Genomic DNA, 13,791 nt, shown 5'->3' on the forward strand with positions numbered 1-13,791 from the left:
CGGTATCCTGCACGTTCTGAATACGGACGCTTTTCCATGCTGGTGATTTCCAACAACGTGCAGTTGCCGGATGCCGAGATCGAGTTGACGGCCATTCGCGCCCAGGGCGCGGGTGGGCAGAACGTCAACAAGGTCTCCAGTGCCGTGCACCTGCGTTTCGACATACCTGCGTCGTCCTTGCCCGAGTTCTACAAGGAACGGCTGCTGGCGCTGCGCGACAGCCGCATCACCAGTGACGGTGTGTTGATCATCAAGGCCCAGCAGTATCGGACGCAGGAGCAGAACCGCGCCGATGCGCTGTTGCGGCTGACCGAGTTGATCCTCAGTGCCACCAAGGTCGAGAAAAAGCGCCGTCCGACCAAGCCGACCCTCGGCTCGAAGACCCGTCGCCTCGAGTCCAAGAGCAAGCGCGGCAACATCAAGGCCGGGCGCGGCAAGGTCGACTTCTAAGGAGTGTCCCGCGCTTCGCGTTGCTTCGGCGCCTGTCGGTACAGGTAAAGGCTCAGCATCAAACCGCTGAGCGCAGCAAGGGCAGCGAACAGGAAAATCGAAGCAAAACCAAATCCTGCCGCAATCGCACCGGCCAATGGTCCGGTAATGCCCAGCGACAAATCGATGAACAGCGAATAGGCGCCGACGGCTGCGCCACGGCTTGAGGCCGGGACCAGGTTGACTGCCTCAACCCCCAGTGCCGGAAACACCAGCGAGAAGCCGAATCCGCTCAGCGCCGCACCCGCCAGTGCCCAATGGGCATCCGGCGCCAGCCACAGCAGCAGCAATCCCAGGGTTTCCACTGACAGGCAGGCAATGGCCACGCGAAAGCCGCCGAGGCGGTTGATCAGGTTGCCGAACAGCAAGCGCGCGCCGATGAAGCTGGCGCCGAACAGGCTCAGGCACAGCACCGCGTTGTCCCAGTGTTGCGTGGCGTAATACAGGGTGATGAAGGTGGCGATGGTGCCAAAACCGATGGAGCCCAGGGCCAGTCCGCAGCCGTGGGGGAAGACTCGCCCGAGTACATGCATGAACGGCAGGCGCTCACCGGCAACGATCGGCGCGGCGGTTTTCGGCCAGGCCAGCAGCAGGCCGAGCACGGCCAGCAAAACAATGCTCACCCCCATGCTCCACAAGCCCAGTTGATGGACGAGTAAAACACCCAAGGGCGCGCCGACAGCCAGTGCGCCATAGCTGGCGATACCGTTCCACGAGATGACTTTGGCCGTATTCGCCGCGCCGACGCGGCCGATGCCCCAGCCAATCGAGCCCGAGCCCACCAGGCTTTCGGCGCTGCCGAGCACCAGGCGGCCGATCAACAGGCTGATCAGGCTCAAGGTCGGCAGGCTCTGGGTCCAGGCCGAGACCAGCATGAACACACCGCTCAAGCCGCAACCGGCCAGGCCATACATCACTGCCAGTTTGCTGCCCTTGTTGTCGATGATCTTTCCGGCATAAGGGCGGCTGAGCAGGGTGGCCAGGTATTGCACGCTGATCACCAGGCCCGCGATCACCGCGCCGAAGCCCAGGTCGCTGTGGACGTAACCGGGCAATACGGCCAGGGGGATGCCGATGTTCAGGTAGCCGATGAAGGTGAAAAGGACGATGGAGACAACTTGCAGCGTGACCGCCAGGGGGCGCTGGTTTTCAGGCATGGGTAAAGGTCCACGGTAAAGCAGGATAGATAGGCTGCTTATGATAGCGGTGTGGACAGTCACAGGTTGTGAAAAAGTAAAACTATTTGCCGGGCGGCGTCATTCAGGTTTGGCGGGAGCGACCAGTTGCGTGGTGACCAGGGCGGCCAGCGCATTTTCCTGGGTGCCGAAGCGGGCGAGCAAGGCGGCTTGTTTCTCGGGGGAGAGGCGATTCCAGATCCCGATCATTTTCTCGGCGGTGCCGATCAGGACGCTGGCCTGCGCTTCGCTGAATTCATCGGTCATGGGTAAAGGCTCTTTCAGGCAGTGTGGAAAGCGCATGTTAGCGCTTTCCACACGGTCTGTACGGCGGGTGTTTCAGTCTTCTCTGTCAGCCTGGCGGCTGTCAGTGACTTCTTTCGGCTCGGGCTGTTGGGCTCCGGCTTGCTGCGTGGTCGTCTGCTCAGGTACGTGCAGGCTTGGGAAGGGGAGATTAGGAATCTCGTGCATGGTTGCGCTCCTCGCTAAGTCTGTTGATAGATCTGGTAGATCCGCGCTTTAAAAAAGCCTGGGCAGGATACAGCACTGAAAATGACAAACGGACTTTTATATCCATTTGTTTCGACGGATGGGATTGTCTAGACATGACTGGAGGAGCGACACAAAACAAATGTGGGAGCAAGCCTGCTCGCGATAGCGGAGTGTCATTCAACGGTGATGTTGACTGATAGACCGCTATCGCGAGCAAGCTCGCTCCCACAGGGGATTTGCAGAGTTTGGGAGGTTACTCGCAAACCTTGGCAATCGCCTCGGCCAGCAGATCCAGGCGCGTGGCATCAATCCCCGCTACGTTGGCCCGGCCCGAGCTGACCATGTACACGCTGTGATGATCCCGCAGGTTTTTCACTTGTTCAGGCGACAGGCCGGTGTAGGAGAACATCCCGCGTTGCACGCCAATGTGTGCAAAGCGCTCGCGCAAACCGTGAGGCGCCAGCGCTTCCACCAGACCGCTGCGCAGTTGGGCGATACGCAGGCGCATGGCTTCCACTTCGTCAGCCCAGAGGTTTTTCAGCTCCGGGTCGCCGAGGATGGTCGCGACCACGGCCGCACCGTGATCCGGCGGCGTCGACCACAGGTTGCGGGCGATGTTGGCCAGCTGGCTGCGGATGTCGGTGAGCTTGTCGGCGGTTTTCGCGCAGACAATCAGCGCGCCGGTGCGGTCGCGGTACAGGCCGAAGTTCTTCGAGCAGGAACTGGTGATCAGCAGTTCCGGCAACTCGGCGGCGAACAGCCGGGTCGACCAGGCATCCTGTTCCAGGCCATCGCCGAATCCTTGATACGCGAAGTCGATCAGTGGCAGAAGTTCGCGCTTGCGTACTACCTCCAGCACCCTCTGCCAGTCATCCTGGGACAGGTCGAAACCGGTCGGGTTGTGGCAGCAGGCGTGCAGCAACACCACGTCACCCTTGGGCGCTTCATTGAGCGCCGCCAGCATGCCGTCGACATCGAGACGGTTGTCACTGCCCACGTACGGGTAGTGGCTGACCTTGACCTTGGCTGTCGCAAAAATCGTTTCGTGGATCGGCCAGGTCGGGTTGCTCAACCACACGCCGCGCCCCGGCAGGCACTGGGCGATGAAGTCCGCGCTCAGGCGCAAGGCCCCGGTGCCGCCCGGCGTCTGGGTGGCGCCGGCGCGTTGTGCGCTGATCAGCTTCGAGTCGGCGCCCAGCACCAGCTCATTGATCGCCTTGCCGAACGCCGGTTCGCCGTGACCACCGATGTAGGTCTTGGTGGACTGGCGATCCACCAGACGTTGCTCGGCAAGCTTCACCGACTGGAGAATCGGCGTCAGGCCCTGGGCGTCCTTGTAGACACCCACGCCCAGATCGAACTTGCGCGGATTCGGGTCCTGCGCGTAGGCCTCCATCAGGCCCAGGATCGGGTCGCCAGGCACTCGACCGATGGCGTCGAAATGCATTACTTGCGCCCCTCGGCATCCTTCGCCACTTCGTCAGTGCGCGCGGCCATGATGAAGTCGTTGCGGTGCAGGCCCTTGATCGAGTGGCTCCACCAGGTCACGGTCACTTTGCCCCACTCGGTCAGCAGGCCCGGATGGTGGCCTTCGGCCTCGGAGATTTCACCGACGGCGTTGGTGAACGCCAGGGCGTGCTTGAAGTTCTTGAACAGGAAGACCTTTTCCAGCTGCATGATGCTGTCACGTACTTCGATGTTCCAGTCCGGGATCTGCTTGATCAGGATCGGCAGTTCTTCGTCGCTGACTTGTGGGGCGTCGGCGCGGCAGGCTTCGCAATGGGCTTGAGTTAATGCGGTCATGATGTGTTCCTGAAATCGAATGTTGGGAAATCGGCCCTCAGTGCTACCACGCTAATCCAAAGCGATGGTTTCTGACAGGCTCACTTGATTCTAAAAGCGGCGGATCACGCGGCTTTTGGTTTTGGCGGAAATTTCGGTGCGTGCAGACCCATCTGCATCGCTTGCTTGACCATGCCCATGATGTCTTCGTGAGCGAGGTCGAACAGACGCTTGAGATTTGGCAGCGCGAAGTACAGTGGCTGCAAGATGTCGATGCGGTAGGGCGTGCGCATGCATTCCAGCGGATCGAACGCCTGATGCTCAGGCTCGTCCGACAGGCAATACACGGTCTCTTTCGGTGAGGACAGGATGCCGCCGCCGTAGATGCGTTGGCCTTGCGGGGTGTCGACCAGGCCGAACTCGATGGTCATCCAGTACAGGCGCGCCAGGTACACGCGTTCTTCCTTGGTCGCCTTGAGGCCAAGTTTGCCGTAGGTGTGGGTGAACTCGGCGAACCACGGGTTGGTCAGCAGCGGGCAGTGACCGAAGATCTCGTGGAAAATGTCCGGCTCTTGCAGGTAGTCCAGTTCTTCGCGGGTACGAATGAAGGTCGCCACCGGAAACTGCTTGCTGGCCAGCAATTCGAAAAAGGTCTGGAAGGGAATCAGTGCGGGAACCCGGGCAACCTGCCAGCCGGTGGTTTCACCGAGGACCTTGTTGATCTCGCCCAGTTGCGGAATGCGGTCGTGGGGCAGACCGAGTTTTTCGATACCGTCCAGGTACTCCTGGCACGCACGCCCTTCGATCACCTTCAGTTGACGAGTGATCAGCGTGTTCCACACCGCGTGTTCTTCGGCGGGGTAGTCGATAAAACCTTGCGCATCGGGCTCGCGAGCCACGTATTGCGTCTGCTTCATGCTGCTCTCCTGCTAGGGGATTTCGTTCTTGTTATGTACTGCTATGGACCTAGAAATACCCCAAGGATTGCACTGTTGCAGCAGGTGCCCGGCGTCACGGGTAGGAAAATTCCTCGATATTCGTAAAGTTTTCGTTACGTATTGGGCGTCGGTGCGCAAATGTTGAGATTGGCGGGTGGGAAAAGTCCTCCACCTGTCACATAATCTTGACGACTATCTGAGCGCCTCAGCAGAAATTATCCCTGCGCACCTTACTCACCGTTTTTTTGGGTCTTTATATGCGTATCAAAGTCCACTGCCAGAACCGCATCGGCATCCTGCGCGACATTCTCAATCTGTTGGTGGAGTACGGGATCAACGTGGCCCGCGGTGAGGTGGGGGGTGAGCATGGCAATGCCATCTACCTGCATTGCCCGAACCTGATCAATATTCAGTTCCAGGCCTTGCGTCCGAAATTCGAAGCGATTGCCGGGGTCTTTGGCGTCAAGCGTGTAGGGCTGATGCCCAGCGAGCGTCGGCACATGGAGCTCAATGCACTGCTCGGTGCGCTGGAGTTTCCGGTGCTGTCGATCGACATGGGCGGTTCCATCGTCGCGGCCAACCGGGCGGCGGCGCAGTTGCTCGGGGTGCGGGTCGACGAGGTGCCAGGGATTCCCCTGTCACGCTACGCCGAGGATTTCGATTTGCCGGAACTGGTGCGCGCCAACAAGTCGCGGATCAACGGGCTGCGGGTCAAGGTCAAGGGTGATGTGTTCCTGGCCGACATCGCGCCGCTGCAATCGGAGCACGACGACAGCGAGGCCATGGCCGGTGCGGTGCTGACGTTGCATCGCGCCGACCGGGTGGGCGAGCGCATCTACAACGTGCGCAAGCAGGAATTGCGTGGCTTCGACAGCATCTTCCAAAGCTCGAAAGTCATGGCCGCTGTGGTGCGCGAAGCGCGGCGCATGGCGCCGCTGGATGCGCCGCTGTTGATCGAAGGGGAAACCGGTACCGGCAAAGAGTTGCTGGCGCGGGCCTGCCACTTGGCCAGTCCTCGAGGGCAGTCGCCATTGATGGCGCTCAATTGCGCCGGTCTGCCGGAGTCCATGGCGGAGACGGAATTGTTCGGTTACGGCCCAGGTGCCTTTGAAGGAGCGCGGGCCGAAGGCAAGCTCGGGCTGCTGGAGCTGACGGCGGGCGGTACGCTGTTTCTCGATGGCGTCGGGGAAATGAGCCCGCGCTTGCAGGTGAAGTTGCTGCGCTTCCTGCAGGACGGTTGCTTCCGCCGTGTAGGCAGTGACGAAGAGGTTTACCTCGACGTGCGAGTGATCTGCGCGACCCAGGTCGATCTGTCCGAATTGTGCGCTCGCGGCGAGTTCCGCCAGGACCTCTATCACCGCTTGAATGTGTTGTCGCTGCACATCCCGCCGTTGCGCGAATGCCTCGACGGTTTGACGCCGCTGGTGGAGCACTTCCTCGACCAGGCCAGCCGGCAGATTGGTTGCTCGTTGCCCAAGCTCGCCCCGGCGGCCATGGAGCGGCTCAGTCACTACCATTGGCCGGGCAACGTGCGGCAACTGGAGAACGTGCTGTTCCAGGCGGTTTCCCTGTGCGACGGCGGCACGGTCAAGGCCGAGCACATTCGCCTGCCGGATTATGGTGTGCGTCAGCCCCTTGGCGATTTTTCGCTGGAGGGGGGGCTGGACGAGATCGTCGGGCGTTTCGAGAAGGCGGTGCTGGAACGGCTGTATTCCGAGCATCCGAGCAGTCGGCAACTGGGCAAGCGGCTCGGGGTTTCGCACACCACCATTGCCAACAAGTTGCGCGAGTATGAGGTGGGAAAGACTGAGTCATAGCTGAGGCCTGCTGCGTTTGTGCTGGCCTCATCGCGAGCAAGCTCGCTCCCACACTGGATCGGTGCCTCACTGAAGATTCCTGTGGGAGCGAGCCTGCTCGCGATGGCGGTTGTGGCCATGGCCCAAGGTCAAGACTTGCCACCCACCGGCATGACACCGCCGGTTTTTCGTCTCTGACACAAATCACAAATCCCCTCTGAATCCCCAAAGTCCCCTGTTTGCCGGGCTCCGCGCCGGCGAAAACAAGTTGGTCTGCAAATTGCTTATGGCTCAGCAGTACAGCAATGGACGGCAAACGTCCGGCAGGCAGAGGAAAGAGTGTGGACAAGTACCTTTATGTGGCAATGACCGGCGCCAGCCAGAATGCACTGGCGCAAAAGGCTCATGCCAACAACCTCGCGAACATCTCCACCAACGGCTTCCAGAAAGACCTGGAGCAGGCCCGTTCGATACCGGTGTTCGGTGACAGCTTTCCGGCGCGTGCGTTTGCCATGTCCGAACGCCCGGCCACGGATTTCTCCCCTGGCTCACTGGTGGAAACCGGCCGCGACCTCGACGTTGCCGTGCAAGGCGGCGGCTGGATTGCCGTACAGACGCCCGATGGCGGAGAAAGCTACGTGCGCACCGGCAGCCTGAACGTTGACGCCCTGGGTGTGTTGCGTGCCGGCAACGGCATGCCGGTCATGGGCAATGGCGGGCCGATTGCCGTGCCGCCGGAGCAGCAGATCGAAGTCGGCGAGGACGGCACCATCAGCATCCGCGCGATGGGCGAAGGTCCCCGGGTGATGGCTGAAGTCGACCGCATCAAGCTGGTCAACCCGGACCTCAAGAACATGACCAAGGGCCTGGATGGTTCGATCCACACCAAGGACGGTCAGCCGGCGCAGGCCGATGCCAACGTCAAGCTGGTGTCCGGGTTCCTCGAGTCGAGCAACGTCAATGCCGTGGAAGAGATGACCTCGGTGCTGGCCTTGTCCAAGCAGTTCGAGCTGCACATCAAGATGATGAACACCGCCAAAGACGATGACCAGGCCATGGCTCGGGTCTTGCAGATCAGCTAATTACCAGAACGTCGCGCCGTAAAACAGGCGCACGAGGAGAATCGAATGCTTCCGGCTCTATGGGTTGCCAAGACAGGTCTGTCCGCCCAGGACACCAACCTGACCACCATTTCCAACAACCTGGCCAACGTGTCGACCACGGGTTTCAAGCGTGACCGCGCCGAGTTCCAGGACCTGCTCTACCAGATCAAGCGCCAGCCAGGCGCCCAGTCGACCCAGGACAGCGAACTGCCGTCGGGTCTGCAACTGGGTACCGGTGTGCGCATCGTCGGCACCCAGAAAAACTTCACCGCCGGCAGCCTGCAAACCACCGAGCAGCCACTGGACATGGCCATCGACGGTCGCGGTTTCTTCCAGATCCTGCAACCGGACGGCACCACGTCCTACACCCGTGACGGTACGTTCCACCTGGACTCCAACGGCCAGATCGTGAACGCCAGCGGCTTTGCCCTGGAGCCGGCGATTGTCATTCCGAACGAAGCGCAGACCTTCACGGTCGGCCGCGACGGCACCGTGTCCATCACCGTTGCCGGCAACCCGGCTGCCCAGGTGATCGGCAACCTGCAAACCGCCGACTTCATCAACCCCGCCGGCCTGCAGGCAGTGGGCAACAACCTGTTCCTGGAAACCGCCGCCAGCGGCGCGCCGCAAGTCGGCACCCCGGGCCTGGCCGGTTTCGGCACCACGCTGCAGAACACCCTGGAAACGTCCAACGTCAGCACCGTTGAGGAGATGGTCAACATGATCACCACCCAGCGCGCCTACGAGATGAACTCCAAGGTGATCTCCACCGCCGACCAGATGCTCTCGTTCGTAACGCAGAATCTGTAATCAAGTCTATGTGGCGGCCATCGGGCCGCCTGCAACACCGTGAGGTAGGGTCATGAATCGCTATGTATCTGTTCTGGCACTGAGTGGGATTACCGCGCTCGCAGGCTGCGTGCCTGCGACGCCCAAGCCCAATGACCCTTACTACGCTCCGGTGTTGCCGCGTACGCCATTGCCGGCGGCCGCGAACAACGGCTCGATCTATCAGGCCGGTTTCGAACAGAACCTCTACGGCGACCGCAAGGCGTTCCGGGTCGGTGACATCATCACCATCACCCTGAACGAAAGGACCCAGGCCAGCAAAAACGCCAACTCGCAAATTGGCAAGAACAGCAAGGCCAACATCGGCCTGACTTCGCTGTTCGGCAGTAGCGCCACCACCAACAACCCGTTCGGCGATGGCGACCTGAGCCTGAGTGCCAGCTACGAAGGTGACCGCGCGACCAAGGGTGACAGCAAGGCGGCTCAGGGCAACACCCTGACCGGTTCGATCACCGTGACCGTCGCCGATGTGTTGCCCAACGGCATCATCGCGGTACGCGGCGAGAAGTGGATGACCCTCAACACCGGCGATGAGCTGGTGCGGATCGCCGGCCTGGTTCGCGCCGATGACATCTCTACCGACAACACCGTGTCGTCGACCCGTGTCGCCGATGCGCGCATCACCTACTCGGGCACCGGTTCGTTCGCCGATGCGAGTCAGCCAGGCTGGTTCGACCGTTTCTTCCTCAGCCCGCTGTTCCCTTTCTAGGTGGCTACGTTGAATTTCAGAAGTCTCATGATGGCTGCGTTCCTGATGTCCGCAGCGTTCAACGTTCAAGCCGAGCGCCTGAAGGACATCGCCAGCATTTCCGGCGTGCGTTCCAACCAATTGATCGGCTACGGCCTGGTGGTCGGGCTTAACGGCACCGGCGACCAGACGACGCAGACCCCGTTCACCCTGCAGACCTTCAACAACATGCTCTCGCAGTTCGGCATCAAGGTGCCGCCGGGCTCGGGCAACGTGCAGTTGAAGAACGTCGCGGCGGTGTCGATCAGTGCCGATTTGCCGGCGTTCGCCAAGCCGGGTCAGCAGGTCGACATCACCGTTTCGTCCATTGGTAACTCCAAGAGTTTGCGCGGCGGCACCTTGCTGCTGACGCCACTCAAGGGTATCGATGGCAACGTCTATGCTGTGGCCCAAGGCAACCTGGTGGTCGGCGGTTTCGATGCGGAAGGGCGAGATGGCTCGAAGATTACCGTCAACGTTCCGTCGGCCGGTCGCATCCCTGGCGGTGCATCGGTGGAGCGTGCGGTGCCGAGCGGTTTCAACCAGGGCAACAGCTTGACGCTGAACCTCAACCGTTCCGACTTCACCACCGCCAAGCGCATCGTCGACAAGATCAACAACATGCTCGGCCCTGGCGTGGCCCAGGCCATCGACGGCGGGTCGATTCGCGTGACCGCGCCGCTCGATCCAAGCCAGCGCGTCGACTACCTGTCGATCCTGGAAAACCTCGAAGTCGATCCGGGTCAGGCGGTGGCGAAAGTCATCATCAACTCCCGTACCGGCACCATCGTGATCGGCCAGAACGTCAAGGTTTCCCCGGCTGCCGTGACCCACGGCAGCCTGACTGTGACCATTACCGAAGACCCGATCGTCAGTCAGCCCGGCCCTCTGTCCAATGGCACGACGGCGGTGGTGCCGCGTTCGAAGGTCAACGCCCAGCAGGAAGCCAAGCCGATGTTCAAGTTCGGCCCAGGCACCACTCTCGATGAGATCGTGCGGGCGGTGAACCAGGTCGGCGCGGCACCGGGTGACTTGATGGCGATCCTCGAAGCGCTGAAGCAGGCCGGCGCCCTGCAAGCCGACCTGATCGTGATCTGAGGACGGCCATCGTGGATATGCGCAAGAGCGGTCTGGTCAGCAGCAGCGATTCGGGCTCCTATTCGGACCTCAATCGTCTGAATCAGCTCAAGGTCGGCGACAAGAACAGCGACGGCAACATGCGCAAGGTGGCGCAGGAGTTCGAATCGCTGTTCATCGGTGAGATGCTCAAGTCCATGCGCTCGGCAACCGATGCGCTGGGGCAGGACAATCCGATGAACACGCCGGCGGCCAAGCAGTACCAGGAAATGTACGACCAGCAACTGGCGGTTTCCATGTCCCGCGAGGGCGGAGGTATCGGCCTGGCTGACGTGCTGATGCGCCAGATGTCGAAGAACAAACCGCTGGCGCCGGGCGAGGCGGCCGCTGCATCGCTGGCCAAGCAAGAGGCTGCCAGGGCCGCCGTGCAAACGCCGGTGGCGGCAGGCACGGTGGCGATCAATGGCCCACTGTCGCGGGTCAACGGCCAGCGTCCGTTGTGGGCTTCTCGATCGGTCCATACGCCACAAGAGGCGGGCGAGGGTGCCCATCGCAATGACATGGCGCTGATCAATCAGCGACGCCTGGCATTGCCGCCGAAACTGGCTGATCGGTTGTTGGCCGGACTGGTGCCTTCGGCGACGACCGCTGCCACCACGACGATCAACAAGACACCGCTGCCTGAGCGCGTGACAAGCACCGGCACCGGACCGTTGTACAACGGCGACTGGTTGGCGACCGCGCAACAATCCTCCACTGGCGGCATGCAGATCTACGGGCGCGCCATGGCGCAGATTCCTCTGGCGCCGGCGAAGAAAGCCTTCAGCTCCGCCGACCAGTTCGTCAACACCATGTTGCCGATGGCCAGGGAGGCCGCCGCCCGGATCGGTGTCGATCCACGTTACCTGGTAGCCCAGGCAGCCCTGGAAACCGGTTGGGGCAAGTCGGTCATGCGTGCTCAGGACGGCAGCAGCAGTCACAACCTGTTCGGCATCAAGGCCGGCAATAGTTGGCAGGGCAATTCGGCGCGGGCGATCACCAGCGAATTCAGGAACGGGCAGATGGTCAAGGAGACGGCCGAGTTCCGTTCCTACGACTCCTACAAGGACAGTTTCCACGACCTTGTGACTTTGTTGCAGACCAACAATCGCTATCAAGATGTCGTGAAGTCGGCCGATAACCCAGAACAGTTTGTACGCGAGTTGCAGAGAGCCGGTTACGCAACCGATCCAAACTACGCGAGCAAGATTTCGCAGATAGCCAGGCAGATGACGAGTTACCAGAACTACGCTGCGGCGGGCGTTTCCACCACGCCTTTATAGGCACAAGGTATAAGGTTTGAACCATGAGTTTGCTCAATATCGGGATGTCGGGTTTGTCCGCCAGTCACGCTTCGTTGGTGACTACGGGTAACAACATTTCCAACGTCGATACCGTCGGGTACTCGCGCCAGCAAACTGTCCAGGGCACCAAAAGCTCTATACAGAATGGCAATGTGTTCATCGGCACTGGCACTACTCTGGCTGATGTGCGTCGGGTCTATAACAGCTACCTTGATGCACAATTGCAGACCACCACTTCGCTCAATGGCGATGCGCAGGCTTATCTTGGGCAGGCGACGCAAGTGGACAAGTTGCTGTCCGACAGCGGTACCGGTATTACCAAGACACTGCAGTCATTTTTCTCGTCACTGCAAACGTTGTCCGGCAACTCCAACGACAACGCTTCGCGCCAGGCTTTGTTGACCAATGCCCAGGGCTTGAGCAGCCGTTTCAATGCGATGTCCCAGCAGTTGAAGCAGCAGGGTTCATACATCAATGATCAGTTGGGCTCGATGGCCGATCAGGTCAACAAACTGGCGTCGACCGTTGCGGCCTACAACAAAAAAATTGGTGAAGTCAGTGGTGCGGGTGGAACGCCCAATGAATTGCTGGATCAGCGTAACGAAACCATCCGTCAGCTCAACGAACTGGTCGGCACGCAGGTCACCGAAACCGACGGCCGACTGGATATCTACCTGGGTAGCGGTCAGCCGTTGGTTATCGGCGACACAGTCAATAAATTGCGCGTGGCGGCAGACCCGACCGACCCGACTCGTTCCTCGATCATCATGGATCGAGGCAGTTCGTCGATCGATATCACCGGTGTGATGAGCGGCGGCCAGATGGGTGGATTGTTGCGCTATCGCACTGAAGTCCTGACGCCCGCGGTTAACAACCTGGGGCGTATTGCCATGGTTGTGGCCGATCAGGTCAACAAGCAACTGGGGCAGGGCCTGGATCAGAGCGGTAACTTCGGTGCGGCACTGTTCAACAACATCAACAGTGTGGCGGCCATCAGCCAGCGCAGTATTGCCAATGCCAACAACAATCCGGCGTCCGGCAATCTGAATGTCACCATCAAAGACACCAGCAAGCTGCAAGCCAGCGATTATCAGGTGACGGTCACTGCTTCGGGCTACAACGTGCGTCGACTGTCGGATAACACCGACATGGGCAACTTCGCCTTCGCCACGCCTCCTGCGGCCGATCCGGTCATCGATGGATTCAGCCTGAGCTTGAACAGTGGTTCGGTCGCCGTCGGGGACTCCTTCAAGATTACCCCGACCCGCAGTGGTGCTGCGGACATGACCACGGTCATGACCGATACCAAAACCCTGGCTACCTCCGCACCGCTGACCTCCACCAAGGCCTCGGGGAATGACGGCACCGGTGCTGTCAGCCAGCCGAACCTGACCACCACTCTGGATATCTACGATCCGGTCCAGCGCCTGGAAGTGCAGACGGCGGTCAAGGCATCGATGCCCGTGCGCATGCTGATGACCAGTGCCACCGCTTATGAAGTGTTCGATTCCAAGGGCAACAGCATCGGCACCGGCAACATCGTGCCAGGTCAGAACAACGACCTGAGTATCGCAGTGCCCTACACCGATGCCGGTGGCAACGCCAAAACCTTCAATGTGGGAATGACTGTCAGCGGCAGCCCTGCTTCGGGGGACAGCTTCAACATTTCCATGACTGCGGCCGACAGCACCGACAACCGCAACGCCCAGGCCTTGCTCGGTCTGCAAACCAAGGCGACAGTCGGTGCAACTGCGACCAGTCCGGGTGTGAGTTTTACCGATGCGTATGGAGGTCTCGTATCGACGGTCGGCTCGCTGACCAAGCAGGGGCAACTGGACGCAACGGCTACCGATACCATCTTGACTGGCGCCCGAAACGCCCGCGACTCGCTGTCCGGTGTCGATCTCGATGAAGAGGCTGGCAACCTGACCAAGTTCCAGCAGTACTACACGGCCTCTTCGCAGATCATCAAGACTGCGCAGGAAATTTTCAGCACCCTGATCAATGCCCTTTAAGGAGC

Annotated in this window: 13 protein-coding genes; 8 read left to right on the forward strand and 5 right to left on the reverse strand. The window is 60.6% G+C overall.

Features of this window, described 5'->3' with window-relative positions; genetic code table 11:
• The first annotated feature begins 36 nt into the window (after positions 1-36).
• Complete coding sequence (arfB, locus tag AC3IP0_RS07905) at positions 37-450, forward strand: alternative ribosome rescue aminoacyl-tRNA hydrolase ArfB (protein WP_057715927.1); 414 nt, start codon at positions 37-39, stop codon at positions 448-450.
• Here arfB and AC3IP0_RS07910 read toward each other — a convergent pair.
• The 5 genes from AC3IP0_RS07910 to phhA all read right to left on the reverse strand — a co-directional run bounded on the left by AC3IP0_RS07910 (position 447) and on the right by phhA (position 4,855).
• Positions 447-1,646, reverse strand: coding sequence for an MFS transporter (locus tag AC3IP0_RS07910; RefSeq protein ID WP_489327124.1), 1,200 nt, complete (start codon positions 1,644-1,646; stop codon positions 447-449). The two genes, arfB and AC3IP0_RS07910, sit on opposite strands and share 4 nt — an antisense overlap.
• A gap of 99 nt (positions 1,647-1,745) precedes the next feature.
• A complete protein-coding gene (locus tag AC3IP0_RS07915) occupies positions 1,746-1,931 on the reverse strand; it encodes a hypothetical protein (RefSeq protein ID WP_150724427.1) in 186 nt (61 codons plus the stop codon).
• A gap of 478 nt (positions 1,932-2,409) precedes the next feature.
• On the reverse strand, positions 2,410-3,603 hold the full coding sequence (locus AC3IP0_RS07920; protein ID WP_489327126.1) for an amino acid aminotransferase: 1,194 nt from the start codon (positions 3,601-3,603) through the stop codon (positions 2,410-2,412).
• A complete protein-coding gene (locus AC3IP0_RS07925; protein WP_046037728.1) occupies positions 3,603-3,959 on the reverse strand; it encodes a 4a-hydroxytetrahydrobiopterin dehydratase in 357 nt (118 codons plus the stop codon). The genes AC3IP0_RS07920 and AC3IP0_RS07925 overlap by 1 nt, the downstream gene beginning before the upstream one ends.
• A 104-nt stretch (positions 3,960-4,063) precedes the next feature.
• Positions 4,064-4,855 (reverse strand): phenylalanine 4-monooxygenase, encoded by a 792-nt coding sequence (phhA, locus tag AC3IP0_RS07930; RefSeq protein WP_223547430.1) that lies wholly within the window; start codon positions 4,853-4,855, stop codon positions 4,064-4,066.
• 278 nt (positions 4,856-5,133) lie between these two features.
• On the opposite strand from phhA, the gene AC3IP0_RS07935 reads away from it, so the two are divergent.
• The 7 genes from AC3IP0_RS07935 to flgK all read left to right on the forward strand — a co-directional run bounded on the left by AC3IP0_RS07935 (position 5,134) and on the right by flgK (position 13,786).
• Positions 5,134-6,693, forward strand: a complete 1,560-nt coding sequence (locus tag AC3IP0_RS07935) for a sigma-54-dependent transcriptional regulator (RefSeq protein ID WP_057398327.1) — start codon at positions 5,134-5,136, stop codon at positions 6,691-6,693.
• A 320-nt stretch (positions 6,694-7,013) separates the two neighbouring features.
• Complete coding sequence (locus AC3IP0_RS07940; RefSeq protein WP_489318838.1) at positions 7,014-7,754, forward strand: flagellar basal body rod protein FlgF; 741 nt, start codon at positions 7,014-7,016, stop codon at positions 7,752-7,754.
• A gap of 45 nt (positions 7,755-7,799) precedes the next feature.
• The gene (flgG, locus tag AC3IP0_RS07945; RefSeq protein WP_095945460.1) at positions 7,800-8,585 is read left to right on the forward strand and encodes a flagellar basal-body rod protein FlgG; all 786 of its coding nucleotides are present in this window, start codon (positions 7,800-7,802) and stop codon (positions 8,583-8,585) included.
• 52 nt (positions 8,586-8,637) lie between these two features.
• Entirely contained in the window at positions 8,638-9,333 is a 696-nt protein-coding gene (gene flgH, locus AC3IP0_RS07950; protein WP_489318839.1) for a flagellar basal body L-ring protein FlgH, read from the forward strand.
• A gap of 27 nt (positions 9,334-9,360) precedes the next feature.
• Positions 9,361-10,449 carry a flagellar basal body P-ring protein FlgI gene (locus AC3IP0_RS07955; protein WP_057715914.1) on the forward strand — a complete coding sequence of 363 codons (1,089 nt, stop codon included), beginning with the start codon at positions 9,361-9,363 and terminating at the stop codon, positions 10,447-10,449.
• Between the two features lie 11 nt (positions 10,450-10,460).
• Positions 10,461-11,750 (forward strand): flagellar assembly peptidoglycan hydrolase FlgJ, encoded by a 1,290-nt coding sequence (gene flgJ, locus AC3IP0_RS07960; protein ID WP_489327128.1) that lies wholly within the window; start codon positions 10,461-10,463, stop codon positions 11,748-11,750.
• A 23-nt stretch (positions 11,751-11,773) separates the two neighbouring features.
• Entirely contained in the window at positions 11,774-13,786 is a 2,013-nt protein-coding gene (gene flgK / locus AC3IP0_RS07965; RefSeq protein ID WP_489327129.1) for a flagellar hook-associated protein FlgK, read from the forward strand.
• Positions 13,787-13,791 lie beyond the last annotated feature (5 nt).

This window comes from Pseudomonas sp. GL_103 (assembly GCF_057835175.1).

What these genes read in the sequence shown, in the direction of transcription:
- arfB (WP_057715927.1), top strand. Translation starts at nt 37, where the DNA reads ATGCTGGTGATTTCCAACAACGTGCAGTTGCCGGATGCCGAGATCGAG.
- AC3IP0_RS07910 (WP_489327124.1), bottom strand. Translation starts at nt 1,646, where the DNA reads ATGCCTGAAAACCAGCGCCCCCTGGCGGTCACGCTGCAAGTTGTCTCC.
- AC3IP0_RS07915 (WP_150724427.1), bottom strand. Translation starts at nt 1,931, where the DNA reads ATGACCGATGAATTCAGCGAAGCGCAGGCCAGCGTCCTGATCGGCACC.
- AC3IP0_RS07920 (WP_489327126.1), bottom strand. Translation starts at nt 3,603, where the DNA reads ATGCATTTCGACGCCATCGGTCGAGTGCCTGGCGACCCGATCCTGGGC.
- AC3IP0_RS07925 (WP_046037728.1), bottom strand. Translation starts at nt 3,959, where the DNA reads ATGACCGCATTAACTCAAGCCCATTGCGAAGCCTGCCGCGCCGACGCC.
- phhA (WP_223547430.1), bottom strand. Translation starts at nt 4,855, where the DNA reads ATGAAGCAGACGCAATACGTGGCTCGCGAGCCCGATGCGCAAGGTTTT.
- AC3IP0_RS07935 (WP_057398327.1), top strand. Translation starts at nt 5,134, where the DNA reads ATGCGTATCAAAGTCCACTGCCAGAACCGCATCGGCATCCTGCGCGAC.
- flgG (WP_095945460.1), top strand. Translation starts at nt 7,800, where the DNA reads ATGCTTCCGGCTCTATGGGTTGCCAAGACAGGTCTGTCCGCCCAGGAC.
- flgH (WP_489318839.1), top strand. Translation starts at nt 8,638, where the DNA reads ATGAATCGCTATGTATCTGTTCTGGCACTGAGTGGGATTACCGCGCTC.
- AC3IP0_RS07955 (WP_057715914.1), top strand. Translation starts at nt 9,361, where the DNA reads ATGATGGCTGCGTTCCTGATGTCCGCAGCGTTCAACGTTCAAGCCGAG.
- flgK (WP_489327129.1), top strand. Translation starts at nt 11,774, where the DNA reads ATGAGTTTGCTCAATATCGGGATGTCGGGTTTGTCCGCCAGTCACGCT.